A 23081-nucleotide genomic window follows, 5' to 3' on the forward strand; every position below is an offset into this window, starting at 1 on the left:
AACGAACGAGAGCGAGAACGGCGATGGATATCGGCTATTTCCTGAAACTGATGACCGAGAAGGGTGCGTCGGACATGTTCCTGACCACCGGCGCTCCGGTGAACATCAAGGTCGAGGGCAAGCTCTATCCGCTCGGCAACACGGGCCTGCCGAACGGCATGGTCAAGAAGATCGCCTACTCTCTCATGGACGAGGGCCAGGTGCCGCAGTTCGAGAAGGCGCTCGAGCTCAACATGGCGATCGCGGTGAAGGACGCCGGCCGTTTTCGCGTCAACGTGTTCAAGCAGCGCGGCGAAGTCGGCATGGTGATCCGCGCGATCAAGAGCGAGATCCCGTCGATCGAGCAACTGCGCCTGCCGCAGCTGTTCAAGAGCATCATCATGGAGCCGCGCGGCCTGATCCTGCTGGTCGGCGCGACCGGTTCGGGCAAGTCGACCACGCTCGCCTCGATGATCGACCACCGCAACGCGAACACCTCGGGTCACATCCTCACGATCGAGGATCCGATCGAGTACCTGTACCGGCACAAGAAGTCGGTGGTGAACCAGCGCGAGGTCGGCCTCGACACGCACAGCTTCCACGAAGCGCTGAAGAACGCGATGCGCGAGGCGCCCGACGTGATCCTCATTGGCGAGATCCGCGACGCGACGACGATGGAGGCGGCGATCACGTTCTCCGAAACCGGCCATCTCTGCCTCGCGACGCTGCACTCGAACAACGCCGACCAGACGATCGAGCGCATCCTGAACTTCTTCCCCGAATCGGCGCACAAGAACATCCTCATGAACGTCGCGCTGAACCTGCGCGCGGTGATCAGCCAGCGCCTCGTCATGGGCAAGGACGGCCACCGCCTGCCCGCGGTCGAAGTGCTGCTCAACACGCCGCACATCCGCGACCTGCTGCGCCGCGGCCAGGTGCACGAGGTCAAGGAGGCGATGGACCGCAGCCTGCAGGAAGGCATGCAGACCTTCGACCAGTCGCTGTACGCGCTCTACAAGGAAGGCAAGATCGAGCTCGAGGAAGCGCTCAACCACGCCGACTCGCGCGACGGCCTCGCGCTCAAGGTGCGCCTCGCCGAAGGCGGCGACGCGCCGATGGCCGAAAACTTCGACATGTCGAACTACTGACGCCACGGCGCCTTCTCCGCGCAGCGGGGAAGGCGCACGCGTACCGCTCCGGCGCAGACCGACGAGCGATCCGGCACGCCCTGCTAGACTCGGCGGCGGAACACCGACCGCACCATGCCCACGTCGCCACCCCTCCCGCCCCGCCTGCAGGGCCTGACGCCGCTCGCGGTGCAACAGGTCGTCGCGACCGCGAATGCGCTCGAGGCCGGCCGCGTCGACGAGGCGGAAGCGCAGGTCGGCGCGGCGATCGCCGCGTTCCCGCATCAGCCGGAGGTGTTGCGCCTGTGGGCGGGCATTCGCAGCCAGCGCGGCGACCACGAGGCGGCGATCCGTGCGATCCGGCAGGCGGTCGCGCAACGCGCGGGGGACGCGCTGTACCACAACACGCTCGGCACCGTGCTCGCCGAGGCCGGCGACTACGACGGCGCGATCGCGGCCCTGCGACGCTGCTGCGAACTGCAGCCCGGCCTCGCGCTCGCGTGGTTCAATCTCGGCGTGCTGCTCACGCGCTGCGTGCGCCACGACGAAGCCGTCGTCGCGCTGCGGCGCGCGGTCGAGCTCGCGCCGTCGCACGTGCAGGCGCGCGCGCTGCTCGCGGACATGCTGCGCGTCGCGAACCAGCCCGCACAAGCCGCGGCGGAGTACCGGCGCATCCTCGCCGAGCGCCCGTGCACGGGCATCGCGTGGTGGGGGCTCGCCGACATCAGGACGACGCGCTTCGAAGCCGACGACATCGCGCGCATGCAGTCCGCGCTGCGTGATGCGCGAGCTGGCGACGACGACGTCGTCGCGACCGGATTCGCCCTCGCCAGGGCCTTCGACGAACGCGGCGACTACGCTGCTTCGCTCGCCGCGCTGGAACAGGCGAATGCGGTCGCGCGGCGGCGCCGGCGCTGGGATGCGGCCGGCTTCGACGCGTTCATGGCGTCGATCCGCGATGCCCATGCGGCGCCAGCGGCGAGGGTGCCCGGCGACCGCGCGTTCGGGCACGAGGCGATCTTCATCGTCAGCCTGCCGCGGTCCGGCTCGACCTTGATCGAACAGATCCTCGCCTCGCACTCCGCGATCGAAGGCGCCGGCGAACTCGCCGACCTGCCGCTGCTGGTCGCTGAGGAGTCGCGCCGTCGGCAGCAGGCGTATCCGCAGTGGGTCGGTGCGATGCAGGCGGACGACTGGCGCCGGCTCGGCCAGCGCTATCTCGATCGCACGGCGCACTGGCGCCGGCGGCGCGCGCTGTTCACCGACAAGCTGCCGAACAACTGGTACTACATCGACGCGATCCGCCGCATGCTGCCCGGCGCGCGCATCGTCGCGGTGCGCCGCGATCCGCTCGAGACGTGCTTCTCGTGCTATCGCCAATTCCTCTACAACAACGAATACACGCGCACGTTCGGCGATCTCGCCGCATTCTGGCGCGCGTTCGACCGCGCCGTGTGCGACGGCCTCGCGCGCCACCCCGCGCACGTGCACGAGAGCGTGTACGAGGATCTCGTCGCACGGCCGGAACAGCACATCCACTCCCTGCTCGACTTCCTCGGCTTGCCGTTCGAACAGGCCTGCCTCGAATTCCACCGCACCGAGCGCGACGTGCGCTCGCCGAGCGCGATGCAGGTGCGCGAGCCGCTGCGCCGCGACACCGCGCGCGGCGCGCGCTACGGTGCGCTGCTCGATCCGCTGCGGCGGGAGCTCGCCGTGCTGTCGTCGACCTGACGCGTCAGCGCGACGCGACGGTGTCGGCCGCGTCGTCGGTCGAGTAGCCCCAGTGCCGCAGCATCGGCTCGAGGATCGGCAGCACGGGCTCGATGTACTCGCGATAGCGCAGCCAGCGGTTCATGCCGCGGCTGTTCACGGGCTGGATCACCTGCGTGTAGCTCGGCGTGCCGATGAAACCCTTGCGCCGCGCGTGCTCGTGGAAACCGAGCAGGGGTGCCGCGTCGCCGAGATCGAGGAATTGCGCGATCCGCGCGGCCTGCCCTTCGACGTCGGCGACGATGTCCTCGTTGCGCACGGCGAGCACGTCGGGGCCGAACAATGCCGCATGGTGCAACCACGACTGCATCGACGCGACGTACGACGTCGCCAGGCGCTGCAGGTCCGAGCAAGCGGCAGCGAGCACGCTGGAGCGGAAGTTCTGCATGTAGCAGCTGAGGATCACGTCGCAGGGATGGCGCAGCGCGAGAATGAATTTCGCGCGCGGGAACAGCCGATGGATCAGCGGCAGCCACAGCATGTTGAGCGGATTCTTGTCGACGATCTGCGTGTCCCAGCGCCGCGGGATCGTGTCGCAGACCATGCCGAGGTAGCGCTTGCGCAGCTCGTCGCAGTCGCGCTGGCCGAGCCGCGCCATGTCCTGCGGCACGAAGATGTCCTGCTCGGCGAGCTGGTCCGACAGCTTGTTGAAGAACGGATTCTCGTCCATCGACTGCAGCCGCGGATGTGCGTCGAGCATCTGCTCGAGCAGGGTCGTGCCCGAGCGCGGGAAGCCGACGATGAACACCGGCGAATGCTGCGCTTCCGGCGCGGTGAGCGCCGGCCAGCGGCGATAGGCGTCCGCGTCGACGCGGACATCGGCGAGCGGCAGCGGTGACGCGCCGGGCTCGAAGCGCTTCGGGATCACGTGCTTGAGGTCTTCGACGTGCAGCGCGTGCGCCGACTGCAGCGCCTGCATCGTTCCGGCGACGTCGTTGCGCTTGGCGCGGACCTCGGCGAGCAGGTAATAGTGCGCATAGTCGCCTTCGCCACGCAGCCCGGCATCCTCGAGGATCGCCTGCGCCTCGGCGAGGTCGCCCTTGCGCTGCGCGACCTTCGCGAGCACGTGCGCGAGTTCCATGCGCACCTCGCCGGACGCGCCGTCCAGGCGACCCGCGAGTCGCGACAGCAGCGACTCCGCTTCGGGCAGCCGGTTGAGGCGCTCGTAGGCCGAAGCGAGATGCACGATCGCGTGGATGTTGCCGGGGACGCGACGCACGAGGTCCTCGAGCAGGACCTGCGCGGAGTCGCCGTCACCGAGCGCGAGCTGCAGGTCGCCGAGTTCCTGCTGCAGACCGTCGTCCTCGAGCGGCAGCCACTGGCGCCACGGCTTGAGCAGGTCTTCGGCGTCCTCGTACTCGCGACAGGCCTGGCAGGCGCGCGCGGCGTGGATGCGCACGCGCGGCGAATCGGGCTCCAGCGCGTACGCGCGCAACGCGACGTCGCGCGCGCCGGCGTAGTCGCGCTGCTGCAATTTGAGCAGCGCGTAGTTGACGAGCTGCCCGGCGTCCGTCGGCGCATCGTGCAGCACGCGCTCGTAGATCGTTGCGGCAGCGTCGAGGCGGCCCGCCTCGCGCAAGGCGGTCGCGTAGTTGCCCCAATGCTCGCTGCGCCCGGGGAACAATTGCGTCAAGCGTTCGTAGGCTTCGATCGCATCGGTCGCACGGCCCTGCATCTGCAGGCTGACCGCGAGCATCGTCAGCAGGTCCTCGCGCGTCGCATCGGCCTGCAGGCGCACACGCACGAGGCGCTCGGCTTCGCGCCAGTCGGCGACGCGGACCGCCGCGGCAATCGGAATCAGGTCGGAATTCATCGTCTTCGTCGAAAAAAAAAGGCCGCGCGGGAAACCCGCGCGGCCGTGTAGCTTACAACGTGACTCGATCTTAGAACTTGACCGTCACGCGACCCCAGTAGTAGCGGCCCATCAGGTCGAAGTCGCTCGGGTCCGTGTTCGCGTTCAGCGTGTTGTTCGCGTACAGGAACGGCGGCTGCTTGTCGCCGACATTGTTCACGCCCACGTCGAAGCGCGTGTTGAGCGATTCGAGGTTGTAGCCGAACTGGATGTCGTGATAGACGGTCGAGCCGAAGTCGGTGTACAGGCCGTCCAGCGACGGGTTACCCGTGCCGTACGGATGGCTGTCCTGCGACGGCGAGGCCGAACCCATGCGGAAGCGATGGATGTAGCGCATCGCCCACGACGCGTCGAACGGACCCATCTGCCAGCCGACCGAGCTCTGCGCGCGCCAACGCGGGAAGAGGCAAACGCCGCCGCTCGCGCCCGGGCACGCCGCCGCCTGTGCCGAACCGTAGTTCTCGAAGTGACCCGCGAAATGATAGGTCGTGTTGCCCTCGAGACCCGGTGCGGTCTGCAGGTCGTAGTTCTTCAGGTAGGTCGCGTTCAGGCCGACGTTGAAGCGGCCGAACGAGAACTCCGGCAGACGGTAGTTCAGCGCGAAGTCCACGCCGCCCACGTCCACGCGGCCGAGGTTGCCGGTCGGCTCGATCAGGGTCTGGATCTGGCCCTGGCTCTCGCCCGACGCGTAACGACGGATCAGCGGGCAGAACGCCAGCTGGCCGGCCGAGCAGAGGTCGATGACCTGCTGCGCACCGATGCCGGTGATGTTCTCGTTCAGGTAGACGCGCCAGATGTCGGCGCTGACCGACAGGCCTTCCAGCCAATGCGGGTCATACACGATACCGAAGTCGAACGACTTGCCCTTCTCCGGGCCGATCGGGAAGCCGGCGAACGCCGCGCCCGACGCGATCGCGTTGAGCTGCAGCGCCTGGCGCACGTTCTCGTTGACGAAGCTGCCGTCGGTCGGAACGTTGACGCACGCCGGGTTGCCGCCGCCGGTGTAGCCATCGCACGGGTCACGCGAGATCTTCGGAGCGTCGCTCGCGGCGCCGCCGAAGATGTCGCCGATCGTCGGCGCGCGGAACACCTTCGACACCGTGCCGCGCAGCAGCAGGTCTTCGATCGGGCGCCACTCGAGCGCGAACTTCGTGTTGTTCGTGCTGCCGAACGTGTTGTACTTCGACCAGCGGTCGCCCACGGTGAAGTTCAACGCGTGCAGGAACGGCAGATCCTTGACGATCGGCACGAACAGCTCGGCGTACGCTTCCTTCACGTTGTAACCACCCTGCAGCGCGGAACCGCACTGGCTGCCGAGGGTACAGTTGCCGTTGAAGTCGACGATGAGGCCGGTGTCGACGTTGGAGTGGATGTACTCGGTGCGGTAGTTGTAACCGACCGCGAGCTGGACCGTGCCGGCCGGCAGTTCGAACAGACCACCGTTGAGGTCGAGGCGCTTGACCGTCTCCTTCGAGAACAGGTTGCTCACGCCCGGCGACGCCGCAGCCTGGAGGGCGGCGATCGTGTTCGGATCCTGCAGGTTGAACGGATTGAACGGAATGCAGCCGTCAATCGGGTTGCCCGGCGTGCCGCAACGGATGACGCCGTTGTCGTCGTACGACGGACCCATGCCCGGGTTCAGCACGCCGAGATTCGGCAGGCCGTAGGTCGTCGTCGACTGGTGCACGTGACCGTAGTCGAAGCCGAGTTCCCAGTTCCACTGCTGGTCATTCCAGACCGAGAACGAACCCTTGAAGCCGGTCGACAGCTGGTCGTTCGCCGTGCCCGAGGACGCGCTGCGGTTGCCGAGCGACTCGAGACGCGCATTGAAGCTGCCGGCGCCCGGACCGAAGTCGATGCCGAACGGGTTGTAGTAGTTGTCCGCGGAGACGACGGCGCCGTACGGCGTGCCGAACACGGCCGGGGCGAGCTGGAACGCCGCCGAGGTCTTGTTGTGCAGCACGTTGAGGTAGACCTCGACGTTGTCGGTCAGCTTGTAGTTGCCGTTGAGGAACAGGCCGGTACGTTCCTGCGGGGTCATCACGAGGTTGACCGTCGCGTAGTTGTACTTGTCGCTCGGGCCCGCAGCCGTCGAATTGTTGCGATAGCAGTGGTAGTCCGAGCCGATGTTGGCCGGGTTGTCGCCCGAAGCGCCCGGGTTGCGCGCGATGTAACCGGAGCCGCAGCCGGGGAACAGGTCGGCGAAGCCCGACGGGATCTTGATGTGGCCGTACGGCGACGAGGTCGAACCGCCGACGAACGTGCTGATCGGGCTGCTGGTCGAGCCGAGGCGCGACACCGAGTTCTTCGAGAACTCGCGGTGGCCCGACAGGACGCCGTCGATCTTCTTGTAGTTGACGCCGGCCATGATCGAGCCCTTGTCGGAGCTCTGGCCGAACGTGAAGGAGTAACCCTTCGACGTGCCGTCGTCATGGTCGGAGATGCCGTAGTCGGCCGAGAACTCCGCACCCTGGTAATCGCTGCGCAGGATGAAGTTGACGACGCCCGCGATCGCGTCCGAGCCGTACACCGACGAGGCACCGTCGGTCAGGACTTCGATGCGCTCGATCATGTTCGCCGGGATCGCGTTCGGATCGCCCGACAGGTAACGGTGGCCGTTGATCAGCACCAGCGTACGCGGCGAGCCGAGGCCACGCAGGCCGATGCTTGAGAAGCCGGTACCGCCGGAGTTGTTGACCTGCGGGTTGGTGTTCGGGCCAGTGACGGCCGGGAGCTGCTGGACGAGGTCGCCCAGGGTCAGCTTGCCGGTCTTCTCGATCGCGGCGCGATCGATGGTGACGACCGGGTTGGACGTTTCGATATCGACGCGACGGATGTTCGAACCCGTCACCGTGATGGTTTCCAGCTTCTGGCTGCTGGTGTCATCCTGCGCAAGCACAGGCGCGGCCGACAAACCGACCACCGCCGTGGTGCCTGCGTACAACGCATAGCGCACGGCTTTGAAAAGCTCGTTGCTCGTATGATTCATTACACTCTCCAACGTCAGAGTTGTGTCACAGCTCGGGACATGTGCTCTCCCATCCCTGGGAACGACCAAAACGGTCCACCAAAACCCTCGGCAGTGGGCGATACTAACAACATTCTTACGCTATGGGAATCCCTGAGCGCAGCCTTAACATCCGCTAAAAACTCTTGATAATCATTGAGTTATAGCGGTGGAAAAATGCCGCAGCGCAGTGTGGGGACACTTGCGCCGACGCGCGCGACATGCATGGCCGCGCAATTGCGGGCACACGGAAAACGCACGGCCCGCCACCTGCGGTCGCAGGATCGGCATCATCGGAAGGGCGGAATTCGCAACGGGGTGCAGACGCACCGCGCGGAGGGGACGCGTCAGAGATCCTGACGGTACTGGATGTAAGGCGTGCGCGCCTGGCTGTCGTTGTCGCGCGGCGAATTGAGCGGCGCGGACCAGAGATTCTGCGCACCGACGCTGAGCTCGCCGCTCCATGGCGTACGCCACGACACGCCGAGATCGAGCGTGGTCCAGCGCTTGCCCGCAAGCGCGGGGTCGTCACTGCTGAGGACGTGACCGACGATTGCGCCGCGCAGCGAACCCGCATCGAGGCCGAGGCTCAGCGAAAGCTGATCGAGGTCGATCGCCGACGCGAGCGGACCGGCGAGGCCGTCGACGGCCGAGAGCCGGCCATGACCGTAACTTGCGGCGATGTCGAGCGCCGCGCCCTGCTCGAAGCGCCAGCGCCCGCGCGCATAGATCGATGCCTCGTTGCCGAGCGAATACAGCGGCGCGTCCGGCAGTGCGAGCGTCGGCAACGACGCGACCGCGAAGCCACCGAGGCTCGGGCCGCTCGTCGGCGCCTGCAACCAAGACAGGCCGTAGGAAAGATCGAGACCGCCGTCGGCACTGGACCAGCCCATGCCGAGCGCGCCGCTCAACGTGCCGCGCGACCACGAAGCATTGGTGCTGCTGCAGAACGGCGTCGCGCAAAGCATCGGCGTCGCGGAAGGCAGGTACTGACCGAGCATCGCGTCGATGCGCACGCCGTCGGCGAGGCTCCAGACGAGTCCGTTCGCGGTACCGCTGCGACCGGCCAGCGCCCACGCGGAGGGACCGCGATACGCCGGCGTCGCATCGACCGGCGAACCCACCCAGTCGTGCGGCAGCGTGACGACCGCGAGCAACTCACCGTTCGCACGCGACCAGATCGGCAGCACCGAAGCGCCGTCGAGCGGCTTGCCCGAAGGATCGATCGCGAGCAGCTGTTCCACCAGCGGCGTCGGCTGCGCCTGCACCGCCAGGGACGGCAACGACTGCGCCGTTCCCGCGAGCGGGAGCAGCGACAGCAGCAGCGTGGCGAGGCGGAGCTTCATGCGTGGCAGGTCATGCGTGGCAGGTGGCGAACGTTCGGCGGAATCTGACTGGCGGACGCGGACGGAGTTCCTCCGGCGCGCATTCGGATACGCTCGCATGATACCGCGATTCACGAAAAACTAACAGCACTCGGGCCGGCGGCAACCGTCGAACCCGTCACACGCCGCGACCCTGTCGCCACCTCTTCGGACGCCGTCGCGGGCACGATCGTCGCGGTTTTCGCCGAGTCGTGGGCACGGCGAGCCGGCTCGCCGGACCACGGCGCGCCGACGCACCGATGCGCTGCTGCAATACGCACCCCATCGTCAAGGATCCTCGCCTCATGCTCGCATCCCTCCTCGTCGCCGGCACGCTCGGCGCGGCCGCCCTTCCGCCGGATCTCGCCGCCGTCGCCGCGGCGGAGCGCGGTTTCGCGCTCGATGCGCACCGCTTCGGCACTCGCCTCGCGTTTCTCGCCCACTTCGATGCGGAGGCATGGCTGTTCCGGCCGACGCCGGTGCCCGCGCTGCCGGCGCTCGCGCGCGATCCCGACGATGGACGCCTGCTGGAATGGAGCCCGAAGCAGGTCGGCGTCGCCGCGAGCGGCGAGCTCGCCGTCTCGACCGGCCCATGGGCCGCGCACGCGGCAGGCGCCGCGCAGTACGCGCACGGCCATTTCCTCACGTTCTGGAAGCGCGGTACGGACGGCATCTGGCGCGTGCAGGCGGACGGCGGCATCGGCCACCCGGCGCCCGCACCCGCAGCGCCGGGCGTCGCCGCGCTGACCGACCCTCCCGGGGCGGCGACGCCGCTCGACGCAGCGCAGCGGCAGCAACGCCACGCGGCCCTCGAGAAGGCCGACGACGCGCTGCGCGCGGCGCTCGGCACGGATCCCGCGCACGCGTTCGACACGATCGCCGACCCCGCCTTGCACGCGATGCGCGACGGCCAGCCGCCGGCCGATGGCGCCGCTGCGCTTGAGCTCGTGCGCAAGGACGCGAGCGGGCTCGGTCGCGGCGCGCGACGCGCGCTCGATCTCGCCGCGAGCGGCGACTTCGCCTACACGCTCGGCGGCGACGCCGATTGCATCGACTGCGGCAGCTACATGCGTGCGTGGCGCTGGCGCAACGGTGCCTGGAAGCTGCTCGTCGATCTCAGCCTGTCGAACCGCTAGCGACGACGCTCACTACGCCTGCAGCGGGAGGTCATCTGGGCCCTTTGGCAGTTTCGCGTCGGGACGGCGGGCGGCATATTCGGGCGGTTGCATGCCTGCCTCGGGCTGCACACCCCTACCCTCCTCCTCGTCGAGAGACACGCACATGACACCCTTGCCTGCACGTACAGCACTCGCTGCGGCACTGACGATCGCGCTCGGCGCGATCGCGCCGCACGCGGTCGCCGCGAACACCGTCATCGCCGGCCAACCGTCGCTCGACGCGATCGACGCCGCGCGCGGCAATCCGGACCTGATCCTCTTGCGCGCCGGCGTGTTCGACCCGGCGCGACAGACGCTCGACCTGCGCGAGGTCGGCGCCGCCGCGGCGACCGATTCGAACTACGCGATCGTGCAGCTCAAGCCGGAGCAGCTGAAGGCCGCGCGCAAGGCGCTCGTCGCGCGCGGCGTCGAGATCCTCGGCTACGTGCCGAACAACGCGTACTACGTACGTCTCAACGGCGTGCGCCTCGGCGACCTCGCGCAGGACGCGTCGGTGCGCTGGGCGGGCACGGTCGCGCCAGCGATGAAGCTCGATCCGGCCCTGTGGACCGCGGCGCGCGCGACCTCGGCCGCGTTGCAGAACGACGGCCGCTACGAACTCATGATCCAGGCCTTCGACGGCGTCTCGTCGGCCGCCATCGAAGGCCAGCTCGTCAAGCAGGTGCCCGGCGTCGAGATCACCTTGCGCAGCACGCGCGCGCAAGCGCTGCCGTACGTGCGCGCGAAGGTCGACGCGGCATCGCTGAACCGCCTCGTCGACGTCGCGACCGGCATCGACGGCGTCGCGTTCGTGTCGCCGTGGATCGCTCCGCACACCACCAACGCGGGCGCCATCGGCGCAATCCAGGGCAACCTGACCGGCACCTGCGCCGGCAGCGGTCCGATCTGCGGACCGACGCCGCTGTTCGACCATGGCATTACGGGCGGCGGCCAGATCGTCGCCGTGGCCGATTCGGGCACGACGCCGAACGCGGCCTGGTTCGCCACGCTCGACAAAGGCAACGGGCCGCACACGGAAGTCACGTTCGCCGAGAACCCGCCGCCGGTGCTGCCGGCCATCGGCACGCTGCACCCGGACAACAAGATCATCGCCTACTGGACGCAGCCGGGCGGCCCGACCGACTACGACTACGTGTCCGGCCACGGCACCCACACGACCGGCACCGTCGTCGGCGACGCGGCGGGCACGTTCGGCGCGACGACGTACATGCCGTCGACGCCGTACGCACCGAACCACGACCTCGCCGACGGCATGGCGCCGAACGCGCAACTGCTGTTCCAGGACATCGGCCCGAACCAGGCCACCGCGGTCATCACGCAGGACTTCGAAGGCACGCTCGAACAGGCCTACACGGGCGGCGCGCGCATCCACAGCAACAGCTGGGGCTCGTCGAGCTCGGGCCAGTACACGACCGAAGACGCCAACACCGATCGCGCGACGCGCAGGGACGAAGGCCTGCTCGTCGTGATCGCCGCCGGTAACGACCAGGCCGGTGCGATGGCGGTCGGCTCGCCGGGCAATTCGAAGAACGCGGTCACGGTGGCCGCGCTCGGCCATGCGGGCAGCCTCACCAAGGCGGGCTTCTCCAACGCCGGCCCGACCGCCGACGGCCGCCAGAAGCCCGACGTCGCCGCGCCGGGCACGAGCACGATCTCGGCGAAGAACGCGACCAGCGGCGTGAACACGACGGTCACCGCGCCGCTGACCGCGTCCAACTCGGGCACGTCGATGGCGACGCCGACGATCGCCGGCAACGCGGTGTTGCTGCGCGAGTACTTCGCCGACGGTTTCTATCCGCGCGGCACGACCGGCTCGGGCATTCCCGCCGACCTCGTGTTCGCCGACGGCTTCGACGGCGCGTCGCCGTTCACCGAGAGCGGCCTCGACGCGTACAACCCGACCGGCGCCATGATGAAGGCCGTGCTGCTCAACGGCACCGTGCTGACGACGAGCCCGAACACGTTCCCGAACACGGGCACGGGCTGGGGCCGTCCGTGGCTCGATTCGAACCTGTGGTTCAAGGACACGATGCCGAATGGCGACGACAGCCGCCGACTGCGCGTGTTCGAGCGCACGAACGCATCGGGCCTCGAGACCGGCGACGTCAACGAGTACACGATCGCCAACGTCGGCGCCGGCGTCGAGCTGCGCGTGACGCTCGCATGGTTCGATCCGGATGCCTCGGTCGGCGCCGCGTCGACCCTCGTCAACAACCTCGACCTCGAAGTCGTCGGCCCGGGCGGCACCTACCTCGGCAACCACTTCGCCGGCAACGTTTCGACGCCGGGCGGCACCGCCGACGCGAAGGACACGGTCGAGCAGGTGCGCCTGACCGCGCCGACCGCGGGCAGCTACACGATCCGTGTGAAGGGCACGTCGATCCCCGGCAACGGCCGCGCCGGCAGCGATCGCCAGGGCTACGGCCTCGCCGTTTCCGGCAAGTTCGCACTGCCTGATCCGGCGCCGCTCGCGGCGCCGACCGCGCCGACGATCGGCGGCAACGGCAGCGGCGGCATCAGCGTCAACGCGACCGCGTCCGGCAGCGCGCAGAGCTGGCAGCTGTATCGGGCCGACGGCACCTGCGCGACCGCCGCGACGGGCGACTTCCATCTCGTCGCCAACGGCACGACCCTGCCGCTCAACGACGACACCAGCCAGGGCGGCTACAGCTACGCGTACAAGTTGCGCGGCGTGCAGAACGACATCGAAGGCGATGCGTCGCAGTGCGTCGACGTCGTCTCGCTGGACGACTGCACGCTGCAACCCGACTTCGACGTCCACTCGCTCGCGAGCGACGCGTCGAACGCGAGCTGCAGCGTGAACCTGTCGTGGGCGGCGGGCGCTTCGAACTGCCCGGCCGCGAACACGGTGACGTACACGGTCGAGCGCGACACCAGCCCGTACTTCACCGCGCCGACGACGGTCGCCAGCGCGCTCGCGGCAGCGGCGTTCTCCGACACCACGGTGACCAACGGCACGCCGTACTACTACCGCGTGCACGCGGTCGACGGTGCGGGCAACGCGTCGGCGACGTCTGCGCCTGCCAATGCGACGCCGAGCGGCGTCGACGGTCCGGATCCGGGCAGCTACCTCGACGACGTCGACACGCACAGCTACCTCACGCTCGAGGCGCCGTGGCAGGTCACGAACGTCGCTGCTTCCGCCGGCAGCTACAGCTACCACAACGGCAGCGACGCCCCGCCGTACCTCGACAACACCTGCGCGAGCATCATGACGCCGTCGCTGGCGATCACCGCCGGCGCGACGCTGAGCTTCCAGGCGAAGTACGACCTCGAGTTCCAGTGGGACGGCGTGGTGCAGGAGATCTCGACCGACGGTGGCACCACCTGGGTCGACCTGCCCCCGACCGGCGGCTACCCGAGCAGCTTCGCGCAGACCACCAATCCGCCGGTCAATGCATGCGGCTACATCGCGAGCCATGGTGCGTTCAACGGCGTCACCACCGCGGGCTCGAATGCGGACCCGGGCAATGGCACCGCGACCGCGGTGTTCAAGCCGTTCACCACGAGTCTCGCCAGCTACGCGGGCCAGAACGTGAAGATCCGCTGGCGCTTCTCGTCGGATCCGGCCTCCGGCTTCAGCGGCTTCTTCATCGACCAGGTGCAGATCAGCGGCGCACCGGGCGCAGGCAGCTACATGTGCACGCCGTGACCTGAGCACGTACCACCGACCGCGAGAGCGGGCTAAGCTGTAGGACACCGGCGCGGACTTCCGCGCCGGTGTCGTTTCAGGGAGTCGCTCGTGCCCGCTGTTCCTTCCCGCCGCCGCTGGTCGCGACGCCTCGCCCGCTGGCTGTTGCTCGCCGCCGCGGCCTGGTTCGTCGGCAGCGTGCTGCTCGTGCTGCTGCTGCGCTTCGTGCCGCCGCCGCTGTCGGCGGTGATGGCCGCGGACTGGCTCGGTGCGAAGGTCTCGGGCGATCACGATTTCGTACTGCGCCATCGCTGGACGCCGTGGCAGCGCGTGTCGCCTGCGCTGCCGATCGCGCTCGTCGCCGCCGAAGACCAGCGCTTCCCGCTCCATCACGGTTTCGACTTCGAGGCGATCCAGCGCGCGATCGAGGAAGCCGACGACGGCGAACGCCTGCGAGGCGCGAGCACGATCAGCCAGCAGGTCGCGAAGAACCTGTTCCTGTGGAGCGGGCGCAGCTTCGTGCGCAAGGGCTTGGAGGCCTACTTCACCGTGCTGCTGGAGACGCTCTGGCCGAAGCGGCGCATCCTCGAGGTCTACCTCAACATCGCCGAGTTCGGCCACGGCATCTACGGCGCCGCGGCAGCGAGCGAACAGTTCTTCCACACCACGCCGGAACGCCTCGACGCACGCCAGTCCGCGCTGCTCGCCGCCGTGCTGCCGAACCCGGCGCGCTTCCGCGTCGACCGGCCCAGCCCGTACGTGCTGCGTCGCGCGGCGTGGATCCAGCGCCAGGCGAACCAGCTCGGCGGTGCCGCCTACCTGCCGCATTGAGGCGCCCCGCCGCGCTGTCATCCCCGCGATCGGCCGACTCCGCTAGCATGCGGCCGTTCCGTTCCTTCCGCACCGGTTACCGCCATGCCCAAGCTCACCGTCGTCGTGCCCGCCTACAACGAGAGCGAAGGCCTGCGCGATTTCCACGCGCGAGTGGCCGCGGTGCTCGACCGCCTCGACCTCGAAACGGAAGTGCTCTACGTCGACGACGGCAGTCGCGACGACACCTACGCGGTGATGTGCGCGCTGCGCGAGGCGGATCCGCGCGTGTCGACGCTCAAGCTGTCGCGCAACTTCGGCAAGGAACTCGCGCTGACCGCCGGCCTCGATCACGTCGACGCCGACGCCGCGGTCGTCATCGACGCCGACCTGCAGGATCCGCCCGAACTCATCCCGACGTTCGTGCAGCACTGGCGCGACGGCTACGACGTCGTCTACGGCACGCGCGCGTCGCGCGCCGGCGAGACCGGCTTCAAGAAGATGACCGCCTCGGGCTTCTACCGCGTGATGGAGCGGCTGTCGTCCACGCCGATCCCGCGCGACACGGGCGACTTCCGCCTGCTCTCGCGCCGCGCGCTCGACGCGCTCGGCAAGGTGCGCGAGCGGCAGCGCTTCATGAAGGGCCTGTTCACCTGGGTCGGCTTTCGCCAGCTCTCGGTCGTCTACCACCGCGACCCGCGCCACGCGGGAGAAACGAAGTGGAACTACTGGAAGCTCTGGAACTTCGCGATCGACGGCATCACCTCGTTCTCCGGTGCGCCGCTCAAACTCGCCACCTACGTCGGCCTGATCGCCGCGCTGGTCGCGTTCGGCTTCGCCCTGTGGGTACTCGGCAAGGCGCTGCTGTTCGGCGACCCGGTGCGCGGCTACCCCTCGCTGATGGTCGTCGTGCTGTTCCTCGGCGGCGTGCAGCTGATGGCGCTCGGCGTGATCGGCGAATACCTCGGACGTCTATACGTCGAATCGAAGCAACGTCCCCTGTACCTCATAGACGAGTATCATCCGTCGGTTGGCTGACGTCCCGATCAGCCTGCGGGGAGAGAGATCGATGAGGAAAGGGTACGCGTGGCTAACCGCCGGCGCCGCCGCGGTGAGCCTGTATGTCGGCTACGTCCAACTGGCCGGACGCCACGGCCCGATGTTCTTCCACGGGGAGTCGGAGGAACGCGACGAGGGCCGCTCGCCGAGCGAAGGCGACTACTGGGCGATCCGCGTCGGCTACGGCGGCGATGCGCAGCACCTGCGCTTCGAGCCAGCCTGGCTGCTCGATTCGGCGCGCCAGGACAAGGCGGTCGCATCCGGCGTACCGGCCGGCAAGAAGACCTATCGCCCGTCGGCCGACAAGGCCCTCGCACTCGATCCGAACGCGTTCACCCTGCTCGGCCCGCAGCCGCTCACCGGCGAGGGTTTCGGCGCCGACCGCGCCGCCGGCCGCACCAACGTGATCGTCAGCGACCCGGACAACGCGTCGGTCGCATGGCTCGGTTCGGACGGCGGCGGCGTCTGGAAGACGACCAACTGCTGCACGGCCGACACGACCTGGACCGTCAAGACCGATTTCCCCGAGATCGCGAGCATGGCGATCGGCGACATCACGATGGACCCCGCCAACCACGACGTGCTCTACGCGGGCACCGGCGATCTGCGCTACGGCTCGATGTCGTTCGGCGCCGCCGGCGTGCTGAAGAGCACCGATCGCGGCGAGACCTGGCAGCTGCTCGGCGCGAACGTGTTCAATCCGATGTACGGGCCGTCCGCAGGCAGCTTCCCGCAGTACCAGGCGATCGGCAAGGTCGTGGTCGACCCGAACGACTCCGACAACGTCGTGGTCGGCACCAAGACCGGCCTGTTCGTCTCGAACGACGCGGGCGCGAACTGGACCGGTCCGTGCTACACGAACGCGTTCACCAGCGGCGCCGGCGAGCAGCGCCAGGACACGACCGGCCTGCTCGCGGTGAACCGCAGCGGCACGACCTACCTCTATGCGGGCGTCGGCACGCGCGGCAACGCGACCCCGGTGCAGCCGAACCTCAACAAGAACGGTGCGAACGGCGTCTACCGCGCGGTCATGCCCGCGAGCGGATGCCCCGCGGTCGGCGACTGGACCCTGCTCGCGAACGGCTTTCCGGCCGGCGTCGGCAACGGCACGCCGAACACGAGCCGGGGCCGCCTCGAACTCGCGGCCGCGCCGAGCGACCCGCTCACGCTCTACGCGATGTTCTCCAACGTGACCGGCAACGGCATCCTCGGCGTGTGGAAGACCACCAACGGCGGTGACGCCTGGACCCAGGTCGGCACGCCGAGCGGCGCGGGCACGCAGATGTGGTACGACGCCGGCCTCAAGGTGTCGCCGACCGATCCGAACGTGCTGTTCGTCAATTCGGTCGACCTGTTCCGCTCGAGCAACGGCGGCACGTCGTACGTGAACCTCACGCAGGCGTACAGCGGCGGCCCGGTGCACCCGGACAACCATGCGACCGCGATCGTCGGCAGCGACGCCAACCACGTGCTCAACGGCAACGACGGCGGCATCTACTACGTCGACAACGCGCTGACCGCGACCACTGCATTCAACGCGAACTGGACCGACCTCAACAAGCAACTGCCGACGATCGAGATCTACCACGGCGACATCACCGCGGACTTCGCCAACTCGGCGAACGCGGGCGCCACCGCGGGCTTCCAGGACAACGGCAGTGCCTCGGTCATGTTCTCCGGCACGCCGGCCGCCGCCGCGTGGCAATCGACCAACGGTGGCGACGGCATCGTCTCGCGCATCGAGCCGGTGCTCGGCCAGTACTGGTACACGTCGGTCTACTACGCCGACCTCTACGTCAGCACGAGCGGACCGTTCGGCAACCAGCAGTCCATCTCGGGCGCCTGGGGCAGCGACCGAGCGAGCTTCTTCACGCCGTTCGACCTCTACCGCTACGGCGTGCTCGACGCGCCCGGCAGCGCGTGCACGACGGCGGCGGGCTGCAAGCACATCATCCTCGGCACGCAGCGCGTGTGGGAATCGCAGAGCGGCGGTCTGCCGACGAGTTCGTGGAGCGCGAAGACCGGCGACCTGACCAAGAACAACCTCATCGTCGGTTCGGACAACCGCTCCTACATCAACCAGATCCACTACTCGGTCAGCGATCCGACCGTCGCGATGGCCGGCACCAACGACGGCAACGTGCAGTACGTGTTCGGCCTCGGCGCCGCAGGCGCGGCGACCGCGGTCAACGTCACCGGCGGCAACACCGTGCTGCCGAACCGGCCGATCCTCGACGTCGCCACCGACCCGCACAACCCGCTCGTCGGCTACGCCGCGGTCGGCGGCTTCGCGGCGAACACCGCGGCGACGCCCGGCCACGTGTTCCGCGTGACCTGTACCGCGCAATGCGCGAGCTTCACCTGGGTGGACAAGAGCGGCAACCTGCCGGACATCCCGGCCAACGCCGTGATCGCCAATCCGCACAACGCGAACCAGGTGTTCGTCGGCATGGACTGGGGTCTTTACTATACCGACGACATCAGCGCGGCGACGCCGGTGTGGCAACGCTTCGAAGGCCTGCCGCACGTGATGGTGTGGAGCCTGTCGATCGATCGCGGCTTCACCACGCTCGCCGCGTTCACGCGTTCGCGCGGCGCCTGGGCGTGGCCGCTACCGACCACCGGCGGGGGTGCCGACCTCGCGGTCACGATCACGCCGCCCGCGGTGGTGGAGCCCGGCCTGCAGCAGCGTTACACGGTGAGCGTGACCAACAACGGTCCGGACGACGCCGCCAACGTGCAGCTCGACAGCACGATGCCGGCCGGCATCTCGTTCCACCACAACAGCGGCGACTGCACGACCGGTTATCCGTGCGCGTTCCCGACCCTCCCGGTCGGCCAGACGCGCACGGTGACGACCGACGTCTGCGTGCCGCGCAACTACGTCGCGCCGGATCCGGTGTCGTTCAACGCGACGGCGAACTCCGCGACGGGCGATCCGTCGTCGACGAACAACAGCGCGAGTGCGAACGCTCCGCTCGAGCTGTCGCCGTTCGCCGACGGGTTCGACTGCGGCTGACGCAGCGTCCACGTGCCGGCATCGGTCGATGCCGGCACGTGCTGCGCGGCGGCGAGCAGCCGTCGCGCGCGAGCGCTAGACTTGCACCGCGGCGGCCGCGCCGCGCTCGAGCGGAGGCGCACATGCTCCAGGTCAAGCATCTCCTCGCGGACAAGGGCGACCGTATCTTCACGGTCGGCCCCGACGAACCGGTGCTCGTCGCGATCCGCACGATGGCGGACCGCTACGTCGGCGCGCTGCTCGTCATGCGCGGCGACGAACTCGTCGGCATCGTTTCCGAGCGCGACTACGCTCGCAAGGTGATCCTCAAGGGCCGCTCGTCGAGTGACACGCCCGTGCGCGACATCATGACGTCGCCGGTGATCACGGTGAACCCGACCGACACGGTCGACACCTGCATGCGCCTGTGCACCGACAGCCGCGTGCGCCACCTGCCCGTCGTCGAAGGCGCGAAAGTCGTCGGCGTCGTCTCGATCGGCGACCTCGTCAAGGCCGTGATCAGCGAACAGGGCGAGCAGATCGAGCAGTTGCAGCGCTACATCGCGGGCTGACGACGCCCGGCACGCTCGCCGCGCGCTAGGTTGCGCCCGGCTGGCTCTCCGGCCGCGCCGCATCGAATTCCGGCAGCGCCATGCAGCGCTCGTTGATCGCGGCGATCGTCGGGAACGGCGCGAGGTCGACGCCGAATCGCTTCGCGTTGTAGACCTGCGGAACGAGGCAGGCGTCGGCGAGGCCCGGTGTGTCGCCGTGACAGAACTCGCCGGTGGCGACGTCGCCGACCAGGATCGCCTCGAAGGCGCGGAAGCCAAGTTCGATCCAGTGCCGCGTCCAGCGCTCGCGCGCGCCCGCGTCGACGCCGAGTTCGCGCTCGAGGTACTGCATCACGCGCAGGTTGTTGAGCGGATGCACGTCGCACGCGATCACCTGCGCGAGGCCGCGCACGTGGGCGCGGTCGCGCGGCAGCGTCGGCAGCAGCGGGCGGTCCTGGTTCACGTCGTCGAGGTACTCGATGATCGCCATCGACTGGCGGATCACGCGTTGGCCGTCGACGAGTACGGGCACGGCTTCCAGCGGATTGAGCTCGCGGTGCGCCGGCGCATGCTGTTCGCCGCCGTTGTCGAGCAGGTGCACCGGCTTGATCGCGTACGCGAGCCCCTTGAGGTTCAGCGCGATGCGCACGCGGTAGCACGCGCTCGAACGCCAGTAGTCGTACAGCGTGAGATCCGTGTGGTTCGACATGTCCACCCTCCCCTGCAGCCGACCGCCCGTGCGTCAGCCGCGCGGCGCCTGCCGCGTGACCGTCTGCTCGATCGCGCCGAAGATGCTGCGACCCGCACCGTCGGTGATCTCGATGCGTACCGTATCACCGAACTTGAGGAACGGCGTGCTCGGCTTGCCGTCGCGCAGGGTCTCCACCGTGCGCTGCTCGGCGAGGCAGGACGCGCCCTTGCCGGTGTCCTCGTTGGCGATCGTGCCCGAGCCGACGATCGTGCCCGCGCCGAGCGGGCGCGTCTTCGCCGCGTGCGCGACGAGGTCGGCGAAGCTGAACTGCATGTCGACGCCGGTTTCGGCTTCGCCGAACCAGGCGCCATTGATCCACGTGCGCATCGGCAGGTGCAGCTTCTCGCCGCGCCAGGCATCGCCGAGTTCGTCCGGCGTCACCAGCACCGGCGACAGCGTCGAGCGCGGCTTGGACTGCAGGAAGCCGAAGCCTTTGGCGAGTTCGGCCGGGATCAGCCCGCGCAGCGAAACGTCGTTGACGAGTCCGACGAGCTGGATGTGCGAGGCCGCGGTCGCGGACGACGCCCCCATCGGCACGTCGTCGGTGACGACGACGACCTCGGCTTCTAGGTCGATGCCCCAGTCCTCGCTCGAGGCGAGGATCGGGTCGCGCGGGCCGTAGAAGCCGGCGCTCGTCGCCTGGTACATGAGCGGATCGACGTAGAAGCTCTCCGGCACGTCGGCGCCGCGCGCACGGCGCACGCGTTCGACGTGCGGCAGGTAGGCCGAACCGTCGACGAACTCGTACGCGCGCGGCAACGGCGCGGCGAGCGCGGCCGTGTCGAGCGCGAACGCGCCCGAGGCCGTGCCGGCGTCGAGTTCCGCGGCGAGTGCGTTCAGACGCGGCGCCGCGTTCGACCAGTCGTCGAGTGCCGCCTGCAGCGTCGCTGCGATCGCGCTCGCGCGTACCGCGCGCGACAGGTCGCGACTGACGACGACGAGCGTGCCGTCGCGGCCGCCTTCCTTGAGGGATCCGAGTTTCATGGTTCTGTCCGTTCTGGTTTGACGGGGACTGCGGCGCCGGACGCGTCGCCCGCGCGCGCGTCGGCGTAAGTATTCCACGCCCAGCCGACGAGCCGGGCGCCGGTATGCACGTGGAACAGCGCCGATGCGGGCGCGAGCAGCAGCACGAGGCCGCAGCGCAGGCGCAGGCACCCGCCGCCGATCACGCGCGTGCGCTGCCAGACGCGCGCGTCGGCGGGCGGCCAGCGCCCCGCGCGCAGCGCCACCAGCATCGCCCACACGCAGGTCGCGACGGCGAACAGCACCGCCGTGCCGGCACCGACGCTGACGAGCATGGCGCCGCGGCACACGGCGTCGAGGTGATCGGTGTGCGCGAGCGCGTCGATGGCCGCGCGCTCGGAGCGCAGCCACGCGCCCCAGCCCCACAACACAAGCAACGCGGCGACGAGCCATGGCAACAGGCGGACCGGGCGGCGCCGGTGCTCGGTGGCATCGATCGGCTCGATGTCGCCGTGTCTGCGGCACGAAGGGGTCAGCTCGCGCGTCCAGATCGACGCGCGACGATCCGGCCCGCTCATCGCGCCGCGAAATGCTTCTGCAGGCCGCTCCAGCACGCCTGGTAGTCGCGCTGCCGGTGCGCGGCGGCGAGCGCCTGCGCGGTCGGCCGGATCACCGCGCGCGCCTCGAACATGAAGGCCATCGTGTCCTTGACGTAGTCGGGCCGGGACGTGTCGGCCGCACTCGCCTTCTCGAACGTCGCCGCGTCCGGGCCGTGGCCGGTGAAGCTGTTGTGCAGCGAGCAGCCGCCCGGCGCGAACCCTTCCGCCTTCGCGTCGTAAGCGCCGTGGATCAATCCCATGAACTCGCTCGCGACGTTGCGGTGGAACCAGGGCGGACGGAACGTGTCCTGCGCGGCGAGGATGCGCGGCGGGAAGATCACGAAGTCCATGTTGCTGACGCCTTCATGCTCGCCCGGAGAATGCAGCACGAGGAAGATCGACGGATCCGGATGGTCGTAGCTGATCGAACCGATCGTGTTGTGGCGGCGCAGGTCGTACTTGTAAGGCGCGTAGTTGCCGTGCCAGCCGACTACGTCGATCGGCGAATGACCGATCGGCGCGCGCCAGAGATGGCCCTGGAACTTCGCGACGAGTTCGAAATCGCCTTCGAGGTCCTCGTAGGCGGCCTGCGGCGCGAGGAAATCGCGCGGGTTGGCGAGGCCGTTGCTGCCGATCGGGCCGAGGTCGGGGAGCTTGAGCAGCGCAGCGAAGTTCTCGCAGACGTAGCCGCGCGCGGCACCGTCCGGCAATGCGACGCGGAAGCGCACGCCGCGCGGGACCACGAGGATCTCGTGCGGCACGACGTCGAGCACGCCGAACTCGGTCTCGACGTGCAGCCCTCCCTGCTGCGGCACGATCAGCAGTTCGCCGTCGGCGTCGTAGAACCAGCGTCCCTGCATGTCGCGGCTGGCCGCGTACAGGTGGATGCCGATGCCGTGCTGCGCGGCGGGCGAACCGTTGCCCGCCATCGTGTACAGGCCCTCGACGAAGTCGACCGGCTGCTGCGGCAGCGGCAACGGGCTCCAGCGCAACTGGTCCGGCGTGACCGCACCGCTGCCGAAGTCATTGTGGAATGCCGGCTGCTCGAACGGCGCGAACGTGCCGTGCATCGCCGCGGGCCGGATACGATAGAGCCAGCTGCGCCGGTTCGCGTGGCGCGGCGCGGTGAACGCGGTGCCCGACAGCTGTTCGGCGTACAGGCCGTGCGCGACGCGCTGCGGCGAATTGCGCCCGACCGGCAAGGTGCCGGCGACCGCTTCGCTCGCGAACTCGTTGCCGAAACCGGATTGGTAGCCGTTGCTTGCGATCGTCATGATTCAGGCTCCGAAATTTCGATTCCACCCGGAAAGTCGCCGCGCCCCCTGCTTCACGCCATCGTCATTCCCGCGCAAGCGGGAATCCATTCTCCGCCCCGGCAAGCGACGATGGACGTCCGTTTTCGCGGGGCATGCCGCGCGGAC

The 23081-nt window shown here is 68.8% G+C and carries 15 protein-coding genes; 8 read left to right on the top strand and 7 right to left on the bottom strand.

Annotation, left to right across the window (positions count from 1 at the left end; translation table 11 throughout):
• Positions 1-23 precede the first annotated feature (23 nt).
• Both FHW12_RS13525 and FHW12_RS13530 read left to right on the top strand, forming a co-directional pair.
• Positions 24-1127: a PilT/PilU family type 4a pilus ATPase gene (locus FHW12_RS13525; protein ID WP_182531555.1), complete on the top strand. Its 1104-nt coding sequence runs from the start codon at positions 24-26 to the stop codon at positions 1125-1127.
• A 114-nt stretch (positions 1128-1241) separates the two neighbouring features.
• Complete coding sequence (locus FHW12_RS13530; RefSeq protein WP_182531556.1) at positions 1242-2837, top strand: tetratricopeptide repeat-containing sulfotransferase family protein; 1596 nt, start codon at positions 1242-1244, stop codon at positions 2835-2837.
• 4 nt (positions 2838-2841) lie between these two features.
• On the opposite strand, the gene FHW12_RS13535 is transcribed toward FHW12_RS13530, so the two are convergent.
• From FHW12_RS13535 to FHW12_RS13545, 3 genes are all read right to left on the bottom strand, one after another.
• Positions 2842-4689: a tetratricopeptide repeat-containing sulfotransferase family protein gene (locus FHW12_RS13535; RefSeq protein WP_182531557.1), complete on the bottom strand. Its 1848-nt coding sequence runs from the start codon at positions 4687-4689 to the stop codon at positions 2842-2844.
• A 70-nt stretch (positions 4690-4759) separates the two neighbouring features.
• Entirely contained in the window at positions 4760-7717 is a 2958-nt protein-coding gene (locus FHW12_RS13540; protein WP_182531558.1) for a TonB-dependent receptor plug domain-containing protein, read from the bottom strand.
• Positions 7718-8082: 365 nt separating this feature from the next.
• The gene (locus FHW12_RS13545; protein WP_182531559.1) at positions 8083-9081 is read right to left on the bottom strand and encodes a hypothetical protein; all 999 of its coding nucleotides are present in this window, start codon (positions 9079-9081) and stop codon (positions 8083-8085) included.
• 323 nt (positions 9082-9404) lie between these two features.
• On the opposite strand from FHW12_RS13545, the gene FHW12_RS13550 reads away from it, so the two are divergent.
• The 6 genes from FHW12_RS13550 to FHW12_RS13575 all read left to right on the top strand — a co-directional run bounded on the left by FHW12_RS13550 (position 9405) and on the right by FHW12_RS13575 (position 19368).
• Complete coding sequence (locus FHW12_RS13550) at positions 9405-10235, top strand: hypothetical protein (RefSeq protein ID WP_182531560.1); 831 nt, start codon at positions 9405-9407, stop codon at positions 10233-10235.
• Between the two features lie 145 nt (positions 10236-10380).
• The gene (locus tag FHW12_RS13555; protein WP_220484454.1) at positions 10381-13950 is read left to right on the top strand and encodes a S8 family serine peptidase; all 3570 of its coding nucleotides are present in this window, start codon (positions 10381-10383) and stop codon (positions 13948-13950) included.
• Positions 13951-14040: 90 nt separating this feature from the next.
• The gene (gene mtgA, locus FHW12_RS13560; RefSeq protein WP_182531562.1) at positions 14041-14760 is read left to right on the top strand and encodes a monofunctional biosynthetic peptidoglycan transglycosylase; all 720 of its coding nucleotides are present in this window, start codon (positions 14041-14043) and stop codon (positions 14758-14760) included.
• A gap of 84 nt (positions 14761-14844) precedes the next feature.
• The gene (locus tag FHW12_RS13565; protein WP_182531563.1) at positions 14845-15777 is read left to right on the top strand and encodes a glycosyltransferase family 2 protein; all 933 of its coding nucleotides are present in this window, start codon (positions 14845-14847) and stop codon (positions 15775-15777) included.
• A gap of 31 nt (positions 15778-15808) precedes the next feature.
• On the top strand, positions 15809-18817 hold the full coding sequence (locus FHW12_RS13570) for a DUF11 domain-containing protein (RefSeq protein ID WP_182531564.1): 3009 nt from the start codon (positions 15809-15811) through the stop codon (positions 18815-18817).
• A 122-nt stretch (positions 18818-18939) separates the two neighbouring features.
• On the top strand, positions 18940-19368 hold the full coding sequence (locus FHW12_RS13575) for a CBS domain-containing protein (RefSeq protein ID WP_182531565.1): 429 nt from the start codon (positions 18940-18942) through the stop codon (positions 19366-19368).
• Positions 19369-19393: 25 nt separating this feature from the next.
• On the opposite strand, the gene maiA is transcribed toward FHW12_RS13575, so the two are convergent.
• From maiA to hmgA, 4 genes are read right to left on the bottom strand one after another with little or no spacing between them, the layout of a single operon-like run.
• Positions 19394-20056, bottom strand: a complete 663-nt coding sequence (gene maiA, locus FHW12_RS13580) for a maleylacetoacetate isomerase (RefSeq protein WP_182531566.1) — start codon at positions 20054-20056, stop codon at positions 19394-19396.
• A gap of 33 nt (positions 20057-20089) precedes the next feature.
• Positions 20090-21082, bottom strand: coding sequence for a fumarylacetoacetate hydrolase family protein (locus FHW12_RS13585; protein WP_182531567.1), 993 nt, complete (start codon positions 21080-21082; stop codon positions 20090-20092).
• Positions 21079-21639: a hypothetical protein gene (locus FHW12_RS13590; RefSeq protein ID WP_182531568.1), complete on the bottom strand. Its 561-nt coding sequence runs from the start codon at positions 21637-21639 to the stop codon at positions 21079-21081. The genes FHW12_RS13585 and FHW12_RS13590 overlap by 4 nt, the downstream gene beginning before the upstream one ends.
• On the bottom strand, positions 21636-22934 hold the full coding sequence (gene hmgA, locus FHW12_RS13595) for a homogentisate 1,2-dioxygenase (protein WP_182531569.1): 1299 nt from the start codon (positions 22932-22934) through the stop codon (positions 21636-21638). Before hmgA ends, FHW12_RS13590 begins: the two co-directional genes overlap by 4 nt.
• Between the last annotated feature and the right edge of the window lie 147 nt (positions 22935-23081).

Source organism: Dokdonella fugitiva (assembly GCF_014138265.1).
In the GTDB taxonomy this organism is placed as follows: Bacteria; Pseudomonadota; Gammaproteobacteria; order Xanthomonadales; family Rhodanobacteraceae; genus Dokdonella_A; species Dokdonella_A fugitiva_A.

Excerpts from the sequence above, each read along its gene's own strand:
- FHW12_RS13525 (WP_182531555.1), top strand. The coding sequence starts at position 24 with ATGGATATCGGCTATTTCCTGAAACTGATGACCGAGAAGGGTGCGTCG.
- FHW12_RS13530 (WP_182531556.1), top strand. The coding sequence starts at position 1,242 with ATGCCCACGTCGCCACCCCTCCCGCCCCGCCTGCAGGGCCTGACGCCG.
- FHW12_RS13535 (WP_182531557.1), bottom strand. The coding sequence starts at position 4,689 with ATGAATTCCGACCTGATTCCGATTGCCGCGGCGGTCCGCGTCGCCGAC.
- FHW12_RS13540 (WP_182531558.1), bottom strand. The coding sequence starts at position 7,717 with ATGAATCATACGAGCAACGAGCTTTTCAAAGCCGTGCGCTATGCGTTG.
- FHW12_RS13545 (WP_182531559.1), bottom strand. The coding sequence starts at position 9,081 with ATGAAGCTCCGCCTCGCCACGCTGCTGCTGTCGCTGCTCCCGCTCGCG.
- FHW12_RS13550 (WP_182531560.1), top strand. The coding sequence starts at position 9,405 with ATGCTCGCATCCCTCCTCGTCGCCGGCACGCTCGGCGCGGCCGCCCTT.
- FHW12_RS13555 (WP_220484454.1), top strand. The coding sequence starts at position 10,381 with ATGACACCCTTGCCTGCACGTACAGCACTCGCTGCGGCACTGACGATC.
- FHW12_RS13565 (WP_182531563.1), top strand. The coding sequence starts at position 14,845 with ATGCCCAAGCTCACCGTCGTCGTGCCCGCCTACAACGAGAGCGAAGGC.
- FHW12_RS13570 (WP_182531564.1), top strand. The coding sequence starts at position 15,809 with ATGAGGAAAGGGTACGCGTGGCTAACCGCCGGCGCCGCCGCGGTGAGC.
- FHW12_RS13575 (WP_182531565.1), top strand. The coding sequence starts at position 18,940 with ATGCTCCAGGTCAAGCATCTCCTCGCGGACAAGGGCGACCGTATCTTC.
- maiA (WP_182531566.1), bottom strand. The coding sequence starts at position 20,056 with ATGTCGAACCACACGGATCTCACGCTGTACGACTACTGGCGTTCGAGC.
- FHW12_RS13585 (WP_182531567.1), bottom strand. The coding sequence starts at position 21,082 with ATGAAACTCGGATCCCTCAAGGAAGGCGGCCGCGACGGCACGCTCGTC.
- FHW12_RS13590 (WP_182531568.1), bottom strand. The coding sequence starts at position 21,639 with ATGAGCGGGCCGGATCGTCGCGCGTCGATCTGGACGCGCGAGCTGACC.
- hmgA (WP_182531569.1), bottom strand. The coding sequence starts at position 22,934 with ATGACGATCGCAAGCAACGGCTACCAATCCGGTTTCGGCAACGAGTTC.